The sequence below is a fragment of the Paenibacillus nanensis genome (assembly GCF_003583765.1).
GTDB lineage: Bacteria > Bacillota > Bacilli > Paenibacillales > Paenibacillaceae > Pristimantibacillus > Pristimantibacillus nanensis.
This window is the reverse complement of the sequence record NZ_QXQA01000011.1, coordinates 1-16,133: the sequence shown is the minus strand read 5'-3', so window position 1 is coordinate 16,133 and position 16,133 is coordinate 1. Positions and strand designations below refer to the sequence as shown.

13 protein-coding genes are annotated in these 16,133 nt (G+C 54.2%); 2 read left to right on the top strand and 11 right to left on the bottom strand.

What is annotated here, in order from left to right:
• Positions 1-1,812 (bottom strand): cache domain-containing sensor histidine kinase, encoded by a 1,812-nt coding sequence (locus tag D3P08_RS16890; RefSeq protein WP_119600894.1) that lies wholly within the window; start codon positions 1,810-1,812, stop codon positions 1-3.
• Between the two features lie 66 nt (positions 1,813-1,878).
• Positions 1,879-2,742 (bottom strand): helix-turn-helix domain-containing protein, encoded by an 864-nt coding sequence (locus D3P08_RS16885; RefSeq protein ID WP_338068728.1) that lies wholly within the window; start codon positions 2,740-2,742, stop codon positions 1,879-1,881.
• Between the two features lie 280 nt (positions 2,743-3,022).
• Here D3P08_RS16885 and D3P08_RS16880 point away from each other — a divergent pair, with 280 nt between their 5' ends.
• Together D3P08_RS16880 and D3P08_RS16875 are read left to right on the top strand one after the other, a co-directional pair.
• The gene (locus D3P08_RS16880) at positions 3,023-3,217 is read left to right on the top strand and encodes a hypothetical protein (RefSeq protein ID WP_119600893.1); all 195 of its coding nucleotides are present in this window, start codon (positions 3,023-3,025) and stop codon (positions 3,215-3,217) included.
• Positions 3,218-3,291: 74 nt separating this feature from the next.
• On the top strand, positions 3,292-3,717 hold the full coding sequence (locus D3P08_RS16875; RefSeq protein ID WP_119600892.1) for a hypothetical protein: 426 nt from the start codon (positions 3,292-3,294) through the stop codon (positions 3,715-3,717).
• Positions 3,718-4,895: 1,178 nt separating this feature from the next.
• On the opposite strand, the gene D3P08_RS16870 is transcribed toward D3P08_RS16875, so the two are convergent.
• The 9 genes from D3P08_RS16870 to murQ form a co-directional block, all read right to left on the bottom strand.
• Positions 4,896-6,083, bottom strand: a complete 1,188-nt coding sequence (locus D3P08_RS16870) for an anhydro-N-acetylmuramic acid kinase (protein WP_119600891.1) — start codon at positions 6,081-6,083, stop codon at positions 4,896-4,898.
• A 124-nt stretch (positions 6,084-6,207) separates the two neighbouring features.
• Positions 6,208-7,131, bottom strand: coding sequence for an N-acetylglucosamine kinase (locus D3P08_RS16865; protein ID WP_119600890.1), 924 nt, complete (start codon positions 7,129-7,131; stop codon positions 6,208-6,210).
• Between the two features lie 830 nt (positions 7,132-7,961).
• Positions 7,962-9,104, bottom strand: coding sequence for an exo-beta-N-acetylmuramidase NamZ family protein (locus tag D3P08_RS16860; protein WP_119600889.1), 1,143 nt, complete (start codon positions 9,102-9,104; stop codon positions 7,962-7,964).
• A gap of 79 nt (positions 9,105-9,183) precedes the next feature.
• On the bottom strand, positions 9,184-9,891 hold the full coding sequence (locus tag D3P08_RS16855) for a PIG-L deacetylase family protein (protein ID WP_119600888.1): 708 nt from the start codon (positions 9,889-9,891) through the stop codon (positions 9,184-9,186).
• A complete protein-coding gene (locus D3P08_RS16850) occupies positions 9,888-10,859 on the bottom strand; it encodes a GNAT family N-acetyltransferase (RefSeq protein WP_119600887.1) in 972 nt (323 codons plus the stop codon). The genes D3P08_RS16855 and D3P08_RS16850 overlap by 4 nt, the downstream gene beginning before the upstream one ends.
• Before the next feature lie 74 nt (positions 10,860-10,933).
• Positions 10,934-11,794, bottom strand: coding sequence for a carbohydrate ABC transporter permease (locus D3P08_RS16845; protein ID WP_119600886.1), 861 nt, complete (start codon positions 11,792-11,794; stop codon positions 10,934-10,936).
• 18 nt (positions 11,795-11,812) lie between these two features.
• Positions 11,813-12,715: a carbohydrate ABC transporter permease gene (locus D3P08_RS16840; protein ID WP_119600885.1), complete on the bottom strand. Its 903-nt coding sequence runs from the start codon at positions 12,713-12,715 to the stop codon at positions 11,813-11,815.
• A gap of 98 nt (positions 12,716-12,813) precedes the next feature.
• Entirely contained in the window at positions 12,814-14,265 is a 1,452-nt protein-coding gene (locus tag D3P08_RS16835) for an ABC transporter substrate-binding protein (RefSeq protein WP_119600884.1), read from the bottom strand.
• A 59-nt stretch (positions 14,266-14,324) separates the two neighbouring features.
• Complete coding sequence (murQ, locus tag D3P08_RS16830) at positions 14,325-15,239, bottom strand: N-acetylmuramic acid 6-phosphate etherase (protein ID WP_119600883.1); 915 nt, start codon at positions 15,237-15,239, stop codon at positions 14,325-14,327.
• Positions 15,240-16,133 lie beyond the last annotated feature (894 nt).

The following is a 16,133-nucleotide window of genomic DNA, read 5'->3' as shown; positions in this document are numbered from 1 at the left end:
TTAGACCACCTCTCGAACGATAGGTTTCGAAATCTCCTGCTCCTGCACTAGGGGAAACGTAATGACGACCTTCGTATAAAGCCCAAGCTCGCTGTACAGCTTTACTCCGTACGGTTCACCGTATAGGCGGACGATTCGTTCATGCACATTGCGCACCCCCATGCCGCTGAACCGCGACGGGGCCTCTCCTTTGCTTTGTTCTCCGAGCAGCCTATCCATTTGCTCCTGTGTCATTCCTTTGCCGTTATCCGTCACTTCAATTTTCAAGTTGTGGCTCTCCATGGAAACTCGGATCATTACAAATCCGCCCTGCTCCCGCGAGCCGATTCCGTGAAGAACGGCGTTCTCCACAATGGGCTGCAGCATGAGCTTGAGCACCTTGCACTCCAGCAAAGCTTCGTCCTCGATTTCCTCATGAACCGGAATCGGCTGCATGTATTTGTATTTCACGATCGAAATATAGCTGCGCACGTAGTCCAGCTCCTCCCTCACCGTGAGGAATTCATTGGAGTTGCCGAGCACCCCTCGCATCAGCTCAATTAACGATCCGGAAACCTCCTCGATATTCGGCGTCCCGTTCAATCTGGCCAAATACTTGATCGTGTTGAGCGAATTGTAGAGGAAATGGGGGCGTATTTGCGCCTGGAGCGCGGTGAGCTCGGCCTCGCGCTTCTCTTTCTCGCTAACGCGTATCCCTTCCAGCAGCCGTTTTAATTCCGCGAGCATCCCGATAAACACGTGATACAGCTGACCGATTTCGTCTTTCGTTTTTATCTCTTTCATGGGGAGGGACAAATTGCCGTCCTTCACCAGCGTCATCATCGATTTCAATCGCCGGATGTTAATCGTGATTTTGGACGAGACCTGCAGGGAGCCGATCAAGACGACGATTAAGACAATGGCCGACACCTCGAACATCAGGTTGCGAAGCTTGGTCGATTCGCTCAGCAGCGAACCCATCGGGATAAGCGCAAGCGTCGTCCAGCCCGTGTGGTCGGATTTACGGCTGACCACGATATACGATCTCCCGGCAATCTCGCGCTCCACCGCATCGCCGGTACTTGCAAACTCTTGATGAAGGCTGACGACCTTTTCGGCGGATGGGGCGAAGGAAGGCGGCGACTCGGGCAGATAGACGAATTCCCCCTGCTCATCCAGCACATACAGCATGCTGTCGGCGGTCGGCTTCACGCCATACGTTTTTTTGATAAAATCATAGTTCAAATCGACCATGACCACGCCGATTCTTTTGCGGTCATAACGAATCTCTCGGCCGACAGTAATCGCATCCGATACGCCCGTCTGCTTGAAATACGCATGGCGCGACCCGTTAACCAGGATATAGTCCATCATCCGCGTTCCAATAACGGTCCGGTCCAGCCAAGGCCCCCCTGTGAAAAACACTTTGCCGTTCAAACCGACGACGGCAATCCGGGTAATATAGGGCTTATAATCGGTTAAGCTGGATAAAAACTCATCGATCCGCTTCTGCTCCTGAAACCACTCGTAGCTGATTTCCTCCGAGGGGCTAAGCAGCGTATCGATCACCGTATTTTTGTTCGTTACCACCACGGTATTCAGCCGGTCGATCTCCTCAAGCATCATGTTGAGCGACTCGTCAGCTTGACGGATACTGTCCGAGACCGAGGTTACCGCATTCTCCTTGATCGTCTCCCGCATGTTGACGTAGACAATGCCGGTAATCGAAAGAATGGACAGCAGAGCGACGAGGCTGAACGCGATAAATATTTTGCCTTGAATGCTTAATCCCGGCGAAACCCATCGCCTTAAGGTAGACAGCTTTAGCTTCATCGCGCGGGCCTCCTTTTTAATGCGTCCCTGTAATCGTTTGCAAATTGTTAAGCGGATCGTGCGCGGTTACTTCTTAACCGCCGATGCATGCACTGGAACCGGGGGCTCTTTATAGTAGGTCTTGTACGCCCTCGTAAATGCGTACATATTCGGATAGCCCAGCGATAAGGCAATTTCCGTTATCGAAGCATCCGTTGCGTGCAGCAGCTGCTTCGCTTTTTCCATTCGGATTTTTTGCAAATATTTAAGCGGAGATATGCCCGCCGAATTCGTGAACGCCTGCGAGAAATAAGAACGGTGCACGCCCGCGTAATCCGCTACCTGCTGCACGGTAATCCCCTCCGCGGCATGCAGCTCCATATAGCGCTTGCACTCCTGCAGCCAATCTTCGCGCTCTGAAGCTTGGGCTCTTGCCGCGTCTCGGATCAGCTCGGCAAACAGCCTGCATACGAGGCCCTGAAGCTCCATCGCCGTCGCGGCGTCCCACTTGCCGGCGCCTGCCATCCGATCGATGGCGCGTTCGGAGACTCGCCGTACGTTGGCCGTTAACGCTTTCCTGCGGAACGGCTTCTCCTCTGTCAGCCCCGCAAGCGCAAGCAGCGCGCTCACCCTGCTTCCATCCAGCGCCAGCCAGCTCATTCGCAGCGTCTGATCCGAAGGAATCCTCTCGTAATGGTACGTGCGTTCCGGGAACAAACAAAATAGATCTCCCTCTTCAAGCTCCGCTTGTTCGCCCCCGAACCTTAAGCGAACCTTCCCTTCCTGAACAAAATGAAGGCTGAAGCATTCGATTCGTTTCGGCCCTACCCGATAATTCGGCTTGGCCGTCGTCCGCCCCCCTCGAACCGGCCATAAATTCCCCTCTTTATCGAGCGGCCCCGGCGTATAATAGATGAACTCCGCAAATTCATAGTCATACTCCTGCAGCATAGCGTGATCTGTCCTCCGTTCTTTTTAAGCAGCTATTCTTACAAAATGCAAATTTTGGTATGGCGAATTTTACACATAAAGCGCTTTCTTATTAGTCTTATCATAAGCGGAGCTGAGCGGGTTTGTCGAGAAAATCTAACATTTTGCAAATCGGTACTCAGGTGAAGCTTTCCGTTAACTTATGGAGGTAACTGAGCGTCTATTAGGATAGAGGTCTTCTCGCTGGAAAGCCGTCGCTGAGAGGCCGCTTTGGAGCGTATAAGGTAAGGAGGTGACCAAAATGCAGGCATTTATTGCGACTTCCGCTCTTTTGCTCATGCCGCTTTACGCGGCCGCATTCATCGGAGCGTTTGCAAAGGTTTTGCAATGTATAAAAAAGGAGGAGCCTATCGCGGGCCCGGCCACGCTTGCAAGCATCTCGTTCGCTCTCATGATGTGGACGTTAAGCGGCTCGATTCTGCTTGCTGCGGAATAACGGTCGGGTTTTATATGTTCAGCTCTAGGAGAAGGGGGAGCTTCATTCTGAGGCTATGGGGAATCTGGGGGAAGATGTCGCTTATCGCGGCGCTCTTGCTAGTCAGTCTAACTCCGCATGTCTTTGCGGATTGGGCAAGCAGCTTTGTCGTTTATGACGGAGGCAGCTATACCGTCACCGATACGGAAATACCCGCCGATCAGATTGGTAAAAAAATCGGTAAGGTGACCCGCTATTCCGACCGGGAAGGGACGTACAGAGGAAATTTCTCCAACACGTTTGCCAAGGGAACGCCTTACTACGCCATTCAAGGAGTGAGCGCACAGGAACAAATCGCAGTAAAGGGGCCTGACGGACGGTATTGGGCTGCTGTGAATGCGGGGCAATATCCATCCCCGGACGTTTGGACCTCCCCGTTGTTTTGGGTCGGACTAATCGTTGCTGTGCTTGCCATCATGTTTGCGGCCGTATGGTGGGCGAGCCCGAAAAAAACGAGCTAGACGTTCAGGCCAGTTGTGGCTGTGCAGCGGTGGCGGGAAGTGTTGGCGGCATCGTGATTGTGGTGCGGTGGTGCGTGGGATATTAGCAGTGTTGGGGTGTTCGGCGTTAGTGCGGTGGTGCGTGGCGCCGTGTTGTGTGGTGCCGTGTTTCGTGGTGCGTGGTGCCGGGGTGCGTGGTGCCGTGTTGCGTGGTGAGATGTTAGCAGTGTTGGGGTGTTCGGCGTTAGTGCGGTGGTGCTTGGTGCCGTGGTGCGTGGTGCCGTGGTGCGTGGTGCCGTGTTTCGTGGTGCCGTGTTAGCGAGGCTGGGGATGGTAATATGCGGTGATGGGAGTGATCGTACGGTTCATGCAGCGGTGGTGGAATGGTTGGCTGGATGGTGTGACACTTCTTAATGGTTTACGCTATCACGAGCTTTTACACTGCCCTTATACCACCGCCAAACGTTTGGCGTGGTGGCTCTCGGGATAGCGTGTTTGGCGTGGTGGCTGGTTGTGTGGTGGTGACGGGGTTGTACATCGGCTTGTGATAGCGTGTTTAGCGTGGTGCAGCTATGTGGCGGTTCGTGATGGGTCGTTGGCGGTGGTACGTAACTGAGTAAATGTATTTAGTACTGGCGGGTTGTGTGTAGTAACTCTCGATAGCGTGTTTGGCGTGTTTGGCGTGTTTGGCGTGTTTGGCGTGGTGGCTGGCTGTGGGGTGCATGTTGGCGATGGTACGGGGTTGAGTATATGTGTTGGTGGTGGCTGGTTCTGTAGTCGCTCGTGATGGCATGCTGGCGATTTGGTGGTGAGTCCCGTGATGAAATAGCGCCAAAAGTGCACCTATTACTCATTTAGATTTCCCCCAAATAGAAATAAAGCCATTTGTGCACTTAATTTCAGCGCTGGCCGCCAAATTTTGGTCCAGACTTGAAAAATAAGTGCACTTTTGGCTTTATTCGCTTGATATCGATCCATTTGGCTGAATTTAGGTGTACTTTTGGCGTTATTCGCTCATTATGTGCCTCTTCACGATGCGGATGAGGGTAGCAGGCCTCGGCTACCGCCAAGGGGCATCGCATCAGGCCGCCGCTTCGGACCATCGCCTTGGGTCATCGCTTAAGATCACCGCTTGGGCCACCGCTTAAGTCCGCCGCTTCGGACAACCCCTTAGGGTCACCGCTCAGGGCACGGCTCGCTTAAGGCAGCGCCAGCTTGCCCATGACCGTCGGGCGCGACGCGCCGGTGGCGGCGGGGACATTGTTGGCGTTGCCCCGCAGGAAGTCATGGCCGAGCAAAGCGAAAATAACCGCTTCCTTCGCATCGTCCGAGAGGCCTAGCGCGCCGGCCGTCATGATCTTCTGCTCGGGCAGCAGTGCGCCAAGCATCGCCATGAGCGTGCGGTTATGCGCGCCGCCCCCGCTGACGATGACCTCGTCGATACGGCAGCGCGGCATGACGAGCTCTTGGCAGGCGTCCGCGATCGTATGCGCGGTGAATGCCGTCGCCGTCGCGACGATATCGGCGGCGGAGACGCCCCGTTCCGCAGCTCGGCGGAGGAAGGCCGCCGTGTAGTCTGCGCCGAACAGCTCGCGCCCGGTTGTTTTCGGAGGCGGCTGGCGGAAGTACGGATGCGCCAGCAGCTCAGCGAGCAGCTCCTCGTCCGGCGTTCCCAGAGCGGCCCAAGCACCCTCGGCGTCATAGCTCATCCGGCCGTCAGTGAGAGTCAGCACCGTCTGGTCGATAATCATATTGCCCGGTCCGGTATCAAAAGCAAATACATTCTCCGCAGTCGCCCCAGGCGGAAGAGCGGTGCAATTGCCGATTCCGCCGATGTTCTGTAGAAGGCGCCCTCTCTCAGGGTGACCGAACAGAATCAGGTCCCCATAAGGAACAAGGGGCGCCCCTTGGCCGCCGACCGCCATATCTGCCGGACGGAAGTCGCCGACCGTCAGCCAGCCTGTTCGCTTGGCGATGACGGATAAATCGCCGATCTGCAAAGTCGACTTCCGCAGATAGGGATCATTCTCCGGAGGCTCCGGCATATGCCAAACCGTCTGGCCGTGCGAGCTGACAAAGTCGATTTCGTCCTTCCCAAGCCCCGCCTCCTGAGCCGCCTCTAATGCCGCTTCTGCGAACACTTCGCCCATATAGGCGTTCATGCCGCAAATACGAACGACGTCTGAGCTAGCCGGACTGCAAAGCTCTTTTATTTTGTCTCTAAGCTCGTCGTCGTAAGGACGCGTATAGTAATGCAGCAGGCGAACCTTCGATTGAAGGCCGCTGCCTTCAATTTGCACCACTGCGGCGTCCACGCCATCGAGCGAGGTGCCGGACATCAGTCCGATCCCGATGACAGACGGTTTTTCAGCTCTCCATATCAGCATGCTCTCCACTCCTCTGCCTTTTGATGTCCAGTGTATGCAGCATATAAAGCTTCTTGCTCTCTTACGAGCATTCGCAGCTAAAAGAACAAAACCGACAGAGCCTTCTGCCGGTCTTGTCTCCCGATTAATCGCCCGTCTTCAGCTTCTGCAACGCCAGCAGCACCGCGCCGTAAGAAGCGTCCCGCTTTGGCTCGATACAGCGGAGAAGAGGCTGTCTCCAGCCCATGCGCTCCACAAACGTTTCGCGCATATGGCGGTTTTTCGTCAGCACGCTGCCTAGCAGCGCCAGCTCCCCGCTGCGCAGCTCCAGGCGGTTGATCACCGCAGATGCCGCCACCGCAAGCGCATCGGCGTTGTCGCGAATGATCCGGAACGCCGTCAGATCGCCTGCTTCGCACGCTTCCGAAATAAGAGGCGCCAGCGCGGCAACTTCTTTTTTATTCCGGTTCTTGTCGTAGACAAATCCGATCAATTCGGGGATCGAGCTAATGCCAAGCTGTCTATACACCAGTTCGGTTATAACCGTTGGCTCCTCCCGTCCGTCAGCCGCGCGAACGACTGCTGCGAGCAGATCGCGGCCGATGCTATAGCCGCTTCCTCCGTCATCGATCAGGTGGCCGAAGCCGCCTGCCCGATGCGTCTCGCCTGCAGCGTTGCGCCCAAACGCGATCGAACCGGTGCCTGCGATCAGGATAGCGCCGGGCTGCCCTTCAAGCGCGCCGAACAGCGCCGTTTCGTGGTCGCCGACCAGCACCAGTTCTCCCGTGAAGCCGCTCTCGCGCATCCCGCTTGTCAATAGACCGCTGACCGCCGGATTGCTGATGCCTGCCGCTCCGATACAAACCGCCGCGCAGGCGTCCAGCCCACCGGAACAGACCCGCGCAATTTCAGCGCATATCCCCGCAAGCGCCTCCCGTATGCTCGATTCATCCTGCCCGTTCAGATTAAGCGCCCCTGCCTCGAACCTATGAACAACAGCTCCGCTATCGTCCGCTATTGTAACGGCGGTCTTCGTCCCCCCGCCATCCAGCCCCGCAACAAATCGCATGTCACTCACCACTTTCAACGACTTCACCAATGTAAACCATTCTCAAATAGCCCTTGCTCGTTCATTCAAGTATCTTCGTGCAATTTCCTGCAAAAGTGCAGGATTTTTCCGCTAAAAACAGTTGAACGTGCAAAAATAATGCATTCATACAGGAATTTCTTTCAGTTGAGCCGGCAGAGACGAAAATCGTCTTAAAATACTGTATTTTTGCAGCAATTTTCATATAGAGCGCGTATCTGAAGGATATTCCTGCATTTTCGCAGCATTTTCGCACCGAAGAGTTTAGCTTATGCGAATTGCAGTAAAACCTCGCATCCCCGCACCGAGTGGTCAACCTATAACAAATTGCCGTAAAATCTCGCATCCCCGCACCGAATCGTCAGCCTATACCATATTGCCGTAAAATCTCGCATCTCCGCACCGAAGCGTCAGCCTATACCATATTGCCGTAAAACCTCTCATCCCCGCACCGAGTGGTCAACCTATAACAAATTGCCGTAAAATCGAGCATCTCCGCATCGAAGCGTGAGCCTATACCCTATTGCCGTAAAACCTCTCATCCCCGCACCGAGTGGTCAACCTATAACAAATTGCCGTAAAATCGAGCACCTCCGCACCGAAGCGTCAGCCTATACCACATTGCCGTAAAACTCGCATCCCCGCACCGAAGCGTCAGCCTATACCATATTGCCGTAAAACCCCTCATCCCCGCACCGAAGCGCGAGTCTAATCAAAACTTCCGTCGTATCCGCTCGCATCTCCGCTATGGAGCATTCGCTTTAACAAGACTTCCTGCCTTCTCGCAGCATCTCACCTTCCGCCACTGCACGCTAGTACAAATGGAACGCCTTCTTCCGCTCCGCGAACGAGCGGCTCTCTTCGCGGAAGCGCTCCAGCAGCGCCGGCACGTCTACCGATTCGTCGCGGTAAACGTTGTCCCCGCACAGAAGGTCGATGAACGGTCTGCCGTTCTCCCGTACCGGCGGCAAAAACTCAAACGCGTCCCCGAATAGCCGCTTCACCGTGAACAGCAGCTCCACTCCCAGCTCCACAGGCCGAACCGCCCGCTCATCCAGCACATGGACGTAGACGCCGCGGCACAGCTCGCCTTCATGCTTGGAGAAGGTCGGCTTGAAGTACGACGGACGGAAGTAGACGCCCGGCAGCTTCTTCGCGTTCATCTCCTTTGCCAGCAGCTCCGCGTCGACGAACGGCGCCCCGATCAGCTCAAACGGCGCCGTCGTTCCCCGTCCCTCCGACAGGTTCGTGCCTTCGAACAGGCAGGTGCCTGGGTATAGCAGCGCAGTGTGGAAGCGTGGAATGCCCATCGAAGGCGGAATCCAAGCGCGGCCCGTATCCGGGAACGTCATCCCGCGCGACCAGCCGTCGCAGGCAACGACATACAGCTCCGCCTTCCAGCCCCGCTCCTCATTCGCCATCATCGCGACTTCCCCGGCCGTCAGGCCATAGCGCACCGCAAGCGGATAATTGCCGACGAAAGAAGCGAACGCTTCCTTCAGCACATTCCCTTCCACCGTAACGCCGTCCAGCGGATTCGCCCGGTCCAGCACCACAAACGGCTTGCCCGCTTTCGCGCAATCCTCCAGCGCGTACAGCATCGTATAAATAAACGTATAATAGCGAGTCCCAACATCTTGAATATCATAGACGACCATATCGACGGCGTCCAGCATCTCCTGTGTCAGCCGCTTGGAGTCTTTCCGGTACAGACTATACACAGGCACGCCGGTTGCGGGGTCTACATAGGTGTCGACGAGCGCTCCCGCCGCCAGGTCGCCGCGAACGCCGTGCTCCGGCGAAAACATCGCAGCCAAATGAAATTTTTCATGCAAAATATCAATCGTCGAGCGGAAGTCCGCAGCGAGCCCCGTCGGTGCCGTGATGAGTCCCAGACGCTTGCCTCGGAACAAATGCGCGTAAGCTTCAATATTATCAATGCCGTTCAAAAACATCCTGCCGTCCTCCCTAGCCTCCGTACTGGTTAAGCCGGCAACTTCCCCAGTTGCCGGCTATCCGCATACCGCTATCAGCTTACAGCTCCGACTGGCGCAGCTTCATCGATTCCGGCGCCACCATAAACGTCTCGGCATATTCCTTCCTTGCCTCCAGCCCTCTCACGCGGGCAAGCGACTTGTAATAGTCCATGTAGTTAAACGATTTGCTGCCCGTCACGAACCAATGCGTCGACAGCGCCTTGATCCACAGGTCGAACGCTTCTTGGTTAAAATCAACGTATACGTAAGGCACGTAGCCGACCGCGTCCTCCCAGTTCTCCCCGTAATACAGCTTGGCCGCAAAATGCGCCGGAAGCTCGCGCTCGAACGTAGGAATCGCCGCAAAATATCTCGCGTCGTTCACGATGCGGTGCGTCGTTGCATGGTCCTTATGCATGCTGTTGCAATGATGCGTAATGATAATATTCGGCTTTACCTGGCGAATGACGTCCGCAACCCGCATCCGAATCTCTTGGTCGTCCGGCACTTCGCCGTCATTGTAGTCCAGAACATAGGCTTCGCCGCCCAACATATTCGCAAACGTATGCGCCTCGCGAATTTTTTGCTGCCGGTAATCCTCCATGTCCCGCCCTGCCGGAACGCCGCGTTCGCCAGCTGTGAGCGCAAGCGTCGCGATTTTGTCCCCTTTCAAATAGTGGCTCGCCATTACGCCTCCCGCCACCAGCTCCATATCGCCTACATGGGCCCCGATGCCCAGAATCGTTACCTGCTGTCTCTCGCTCATTGTTCTAGCTCCTTCCTCATGATCGCAAATGTTTTCACCGTCTGAAACCCGGCCTTCTCATAGATCCGAAGGGCAGGGTTGCTGCTTCCTGTATATAGCGACATATAATCCGTTCCGATGTTCTGAAAAGCCTCGCATAAGCGGAAGAACAAGCTGGAGCCAAGGCCATGCCCCTCATGCTCGCTCCGGACGCCAATCCCCGCAAAATATCCCCTGCCGTTCGGCTGCCGAATAACCGGTCCGGCAAAGCCGACCGCCTCGCCGCGAAGCGCCGCGATCACAACCGGCGTTCCATCCTCGAAGCTGCGGCCGATCTCCCGCTTCCATAGCGGATTGCCGAGCGCTTCCAGCATGTCGTGAACGCCGCTGTGCTTGCTTGGGTCAAGCAGCTCGACGGCATATCCGCTCGCCGCGGCCTTTTCTTCCTTCGCCAGAATGCTGTCCGGCACTTGGAATTTGCCAAGCTTCAAATACATCGCGCATTGAATAGCCCGCTCCGCATAGCCTTGCTTCAGCAGAAAGCCGTGCAGCGCGCTGCCGACCGGAACGCCAGGCGCGTTGTTATGCTCATGCCTGTCCGTGCCCGGAATGTACCACGGCAGCTGCATCGGGTTAAAGAACAGCACGTCCGACTGCTTCTTCCCCAGCTCGGCGAACCGCTTCTCGAGCGCTCCCAGCATGGCCTCATAACGCGATTCGCTCGCAAAGCCAGCCTCCAGCAGGATACACGTAATATACCCCGTCACATCGCCTAGCGGCAGATCGTCTCCCGTACAGCCGCATGCGAAGCCGACTACCCGTTCTTCCTCCAGCCACACGAAAGCCGCCGCAGGGTCGAAATGCGCATTGTCCGTTATGATGCGAGAGAAGCTGTCCTCGTCCATTTCTTTATACCCGTCGGACACTGCGGTCTTATTCCACAAGGCAATGACTTCAGGGCGGTATCGTTCTTCCCATGATGTAAGCATGCAAGCTCCCCCTTCATTCGCAAAAAACCCTAACAACAAGGCTGCGGCAAACGCCGCAGCCTGAAGTCGTCATATTACCCCTTCACCGCGCCGACCGTTACCCCTTCGAGGAAGTAACGCTGCAAGCTGAAGAATAGAATGAACATTGGTACTGCTGAAATGGTAGCCCCCGCCATCATCGGCGCAAAATACGTCGTGTTGGCGAAGCGGAAGTTTTTGAGACCGACCTGAATCGTTTGCATGTCCATCGTATTCGTTACGAGGAACGGCCAGAAGAACGTGTTCCAGGTATCCATAAAGGTCAGAATCGCCATAACGGCCATAACCGTCTTCGACAGCGGCATAATGATTTTAATCAGGATTTGGAACTGGCTGGCACCCTCAACCTTGGCGCTCTCCAAAATTTCTTTTGGAATCGAGCCCATGAACTGCTTCGCCAGGAAGATGTTATATACCGTTACGATCGAAGGCAGAATCAAGGCCTCGTACGTATTTTGAATTTCAAAAACATTCACGATGAGAATGTACAGCGGCACTTGCGTCACTTGGTACGGGATCATCATCGCCGCAAGCAGGACAGCGAACAAAACGCTGCGGCCTCTAAATTGAATTTTGGCGAACGCATAACCGGCCGTCGTTGCAAACACCACATTCGACACCATGACCGCGCTCGCCACAACCAATGAGTTCAGCAGCCAGCGGTACGAATATTCGCTAAAGTTGAAGAAAAATTTATACGATTCCAGCGAGAACTTGCCAGGCCAAATGGAATAGCTGACCGCTCCCGCCTCAATCGGATCGCCGAAGGAGGACATAACCATGAAATAGATCGGGAACAAAGTCGCCAGCGCAAACAGCAGAAGGAGGATCACGATAACCGTGTTGCGCACATATTTGAATGTTGGATTTCCTAAGTGATTGTTAAACAGTGCCAAGCCGAGTCCCTCCTTCTCCTAGTATTCCACGTCTTTGCCCAGGAACTTGAACTGGATAAACGCGATAATGCCGATAATGGCGGCAAGCACGAGCGATTGAGCAGCGGCTTTGCCGAATTCGAAATATTTGAACGCGGTATCGAAAATGAGCAAGCCGACCATCGTTGTCGAGTGGTCCGGACCGCCGCCGGTCATCAGGTAAGCGTTCTGGAACACCTGGAACGAACCGATAACGCCGGTAACGAGCAGGAACAACGTCGTTGGTTTGAGGCATGGGATCACGATATGCCACATTTTTTGCCAGAAGGAGGCGCCGTCAATATCCGCCGCTTCGTAGTAGCTCTCGTCGATGCCGAGCAGCGCCGCGACATAAATGATGATGCTGGTGCCGTGGCTGGACAGCCAGGACATAAAGACGAGCGAGAACATCGACGTTTTGCTCGAACCGAGCCAGTTCTGGTTTTCGATGCCGAACACCGAGATCAGCTGGTTCAATATGCCGCCTTGCAGCGGATCGTAGATCCACAGCCATACGACGGACAATGCTACGCCGGAAGCGACAGCAGGCAGATAATAAACCGCCTTAAACGTCGTTTGCATCCATTTCTTAAGCGGCATAATCATAATCGCGACCGCAAAGGACAGGATGAGCGCTACCGGAACGGTCAGCACGGTATAAATGACCGTATTCCAAAGCGCCTTATGGAACAGCTCGCTTTTGAAGATATCCGCGTAATTGTCAAAGCCGATAAACTCGGAGCCTAATGGCCTATATTCCTGAAAACTAATGATAAATGCGCTAATAAAGGGATAAGCGGTGAACATCGCGTATCCGATGAGAGCGACCGCAATAAAGACATAAGCCCATGCGTTGTCTCCTCTATTCAAGCGATTCTTGGTGGTTAATGCCCCTCGAGCCATTATGCAGGACTCCTTTCATTGCCGCTTCCTTGACCTAAAACAACAATCGGATAGCCCCCCCGATCAAGGGGGCGGCTATCCGAGCGTCAATCTAACTCTTATACGACCCCATCTTCGCCGAATGTTTCGATAGCAGCTTTCTTCACTGCTTCATACATTTCTTCAGGCGTGATCTCACCGGCAAGCAGCGCTTGCAGCTTCGGAATAATAACTTCGTTCTCCAGCTTGATATGGTCTGCTTGCAGCTCCGTAGGGATCTCGCGAGCAGGAGGCGCTTGCTTGAGAAGCGCTTCGTCAGCAGCTACGTTGTCCGGGTTGCGATTTGTTTCAATACTTGCAGCCGCTTCACGAGCGCTGTCTGTAATGTGAGATACGAATAGATCGTTGTTCGTTACAGCCGCTACCGAGCCGCTTGCCAGGAAGTAAGCCGCTTTTGCAACGTTAGCCGCATGCTCAGGAGTCGGTTCCTTCTTGCCGCGGAACGCGATGTAGCCGTCAACAACCGCATGGGATACTGCAGGTTGGCCCGCGAAGGATGGCATTGGCAGAACAACATACTCCGCCTTGATGCTGTCCGCTACCGCGCTGCCGTCATTTGCTTCGATCTTCGCGTTGTTTGTGTTCGCGGAGTTTTCGAATACGGCAAGACCTTTACCCGTAATCATCGTTTGGCCAGTCAGGAACATGTTCCAGCGCTTGCCTGCGTCAATGGAGCTCAGCTCTTTCGGCATCGAGCCGTCGTCGATCATTTCGCGGATCGCTTTCAGCACCGTCAAGAACTTCTCGTCCGTGTAAGCATATTTGTTATCTTCCGTGAACGGATAAGGCATGCCTGCGCCCTTCACCAGAATACCCAGGTAGTCACGGGACGCTACGCCGGCTGTCGCGAATACGAAGCCGTAACGCTTGTAAGTGTCGCCTTCTTTGACAACGCCTTTTTTGATCGCTTCGCGGAACTCTTCGTAAGTCCAGCCTTCTTGCTGCACTTTCTTCCAATCGATGCCCGCCTCTTCAAGGAACTGCTTGTTACCGCCGATCGAGTGAACGGCCAGGTAAGCCGGAAGTCCGTACTGCTTGCCTTCCTTCGTCATGTAACCGTAAGGGATCTCGTCGAAATCCGATACTTGCTCAGGCGTCAGGTAAGGAGCGAGGTCCATCGTCATGCCAAGATCCGCATATTTCGCAATGCTCTCCGAGTTGCCGAACGCGATGTCCGGAGGGCTGCCCGCATTTACTTGTGTATCCAGCTTCTGAGTCATATCCTCCCAGCTTGCCGGTTCGATTTTCAAAGTCAGGTTAGGATAAAGCTTGTTGAAATCTGCTGCCATTTGCTCAAAGTTTTCTTGGTACTTCGGCGACACCGGCGGAAGCAAAGCCGTAATCGTGTCGGGTGCTGCTTGCGCTTCGCTGGAAGCGGTAGGGCTTGTGCTAGGCGTGTTGCTTGAACCTGCGTTGTTGTTGCCGTTGTTGCCTGAGGAACAAGCGGATAAAGCGCCTACGGATAGCATGAGTGCCAAAACTGTCGAAGCAAATCTCGTTTTTCTTTTCATTGCTAAGATCCTCCCTTTAGTCTATTTCATTCTATATACTCACATCCCACCAAGCAACCTTACATGACTTTGGTGCAAACGCGAATAGCCCTTTTCAGACTGCCGCCGCATTCGGACAGCACCTGACTGGCCGCCTCGGCATCAAGCCCCGATTTGATCATCATGATCGCAAGCTTACAATCCATGTTCGCTTGCTTCAGGGTAACCTCGGCAATCTCCTGATCGACGCCTGTCGTTGTGCGAATCATACGCAAGGCCCGATCATACAGCTTCTTGTTGCTGGCTTTCATGTCTACCATTAAGTTGTTGTACGTCTTGCCCAGCTTCACCATCGTGCCGGTCGACAGCATGTTAAGCACCAGCTTCTGCGCCGTTCCGGCCTTCAATCTTGTCGAGCCCGCTATCACTTCCGGCCCTACGACCGGAGCAATCGTAATGGAGCTCACTTGTTCGAGCTTTGTTCCTTTGTTGTTGACAATACAAATTGTTGTTGCGCCTAGCTCGCCGGCTCTTCGCAGACCCTCAATGACGAACGCCGCGCTTCCGCTTGCCGAAATTCCTATAACAGCGTCTTTGCTTGTGACGCCGATTCGGTCGATCAGCGCTTTGCCTTCATCACCGTCGTCTTCGCAGCCTTCTACCGCAACCCTCAGCGCCACATCCCCGCCTGCGATATGGCCTTGAATCAGCAAGGGGTCCGTACCGAAGGTCGGCGGGCATTCTGAAGCATCCAGCACGCCTAATCTGCCTGACGTTCCGGCGCCGATGTAAAACATCCTGCCGCCGCTGGCAAGCGTTCGATGAAGCGCTTCCACAGCAGCTGCTATTGCCGGCAGTTCAGCGGCTACCGCTGCTGGAACCGTTGCGTCCTCCCGATTGATAAGCGCGAGCATTTGCTCCGTCGTCAGCTCATCGATCATGGAAGTACCGGCATTAACCCCCTCCGTCGTTAAGCTTGCAAGATAGTCATTCATAGTAATTCCCCTAACGTGATCATGGCTCGGGTTCGTTTCCGCGTTTCCTTGTGTCAGCCCGTTGATCGTTTCATTAAGCGTTGTAAGCTTAGCTCTATATTAAAACTTTTATTTCAGATGCGTCAATACATTTTGAAATAAATTTTTAACTTGAAAATTATATTTGGCATTTTATATCACAATTTGTGTAGGTTGCACAGAAGGTGTCGAATCGCGAAATCCCAGGCGGGGTGCGGGATCTCCTTGTAAGCGCATTCACGTTTTAGGTTGGAAAATTTTTTTGAGCTATCCCTCTTTTGTTGAGCTAAGTTTTGCAACAGCCGTCTGTTTTTACGGGCATGCTTCCGCCTGACCTCTCTTATTTTGTCCCTTTTGGCTAATTTTTATGGGGTAAAATTTCAGATCTGTTGCTTGTACGCACCAGCTCAACTAAACGCCCTTGGCTGGCCACGCGTTCCTCCCTCCCGGGTGGCGCCCCCGACAGCCCCCTGTGTGCTGGTGCAGGTGCCGCCGCTGCTGCTGCTGATCCCGTTTCCTTGCACCGGTAACTCCGCTGTAGCGGGACCTTCCGCCCCTTGCCCGTCTGAAAAGCATCAGCAGCACATCCTTTAAAACTGAGAAATAAGGACAAAAGTGCACTTATCTCCGGCAATCTCAGCACATCGAACTAAAATAAGGACAAAAGTGCATCTATTTTCGAGATTTCCGCGCATAATGAAGGATAGGGTGACGAATACGTGTACTTTTGGCGCTATTTCCCTCTAACCGATGACGTACAATTGTTTGTGTACCAAGTTTTGGAGTCTATCCAAAACACAAAAAAGTAGAGTATCCTCGGGGTTACCACGCCACCAAGAAGGGACTCTACTCGATGACTATGATACCAGAAAACCA

Excerpts from the sequence above, each read along its gene's own strand:
- D3P08_RS16890 (WP_119600894.1), bottom strand. The coding sequence starts at position 1,812 with ATGAAGCTAAAGCTGTCTACCTTAAGGCGATGGGTTTCGCCGGGATTA.
- D3P08_RS16885 (WP_338068728.1), bottom strand. The coding sequence starts at position 2,742 with ATGCTGCAGGAGTATGACTATGAATTTGCGGAGTTCATCTATTATACG.
- D3P08_RS16880 (WP_119600893.1), top strand. The coding sequence starts at position 3,023 with ATGCAGGCATTTATTGCGACTTCCGCTCTTTTGCTCATGCCGCTTTAC.
- D3P08_RS16875 (WP_119600892.1), top strand. The coding sequence starts at position 3,292 with ATGTCGCTTATCGCGGCGCTCTTGCTAGTCAGTCTAACTCCGCATGTC.
- D3P08_RS16870 (WP_119600891.1), bottom strand. The coding sequence starts at position 6,083 with ATGCTGATATGGAGAGCTGAAAAACCGTCTGTCATCGGGATCGGACTG.
- D3P08_RS16865 (WP_119600890.1), bottom strand. The coding sequence starts at position 7,131 with ATGCGATTTGTTGCGGGGCTGGATGGCGGGGGGACGAAGACCGCCGTT.
- D3P08_RS16860 (WP_119600889.1), bottom strand. The coding sequence starts at position 9,104 with ATGTTTTTGAACGGCATTGATAATATTGAAGCTTACGCGCATTTGTTC.
- D3P08_RS16855 (WP_119600888.1), bottom strand. The coding sequence starts at position 9,891 with ATGAGCGAGAGACAGCAGGTAACGATTCTGGGCATCGGGGCCCATGTA.
- D3P08_RS16850 (WP_119600887.1), bottom strand. The coding sequence starts at position 10,859 with ATGCTTACATCATGGGAAGAACGATACCGCCCTGAAGTCATTGCCTTG.
- D3P08_RS16840 (WP_119600885.1), bottom strand. The coding sequence starts at position 12,715 with ATGGCTCGAGGGGCATTAACCACCAAGAATCGCTTGAATAGAGGAGAC.
- D3P08_RS16835 (WP_119600884.1), bottom strand. The coding sequence starts at position 14,265 with ATGAAAAGAAAAACGAGATTTGCTTCGACAGTTTTGGCACTCATGCTA.
- murQ (WP_119600883.1), bottom strand. The coding sequence starts at position 15,239 with ATGAATGACTATCTTGCAAGCTTAACGACGGAGGGGGTTAATGCCGGT.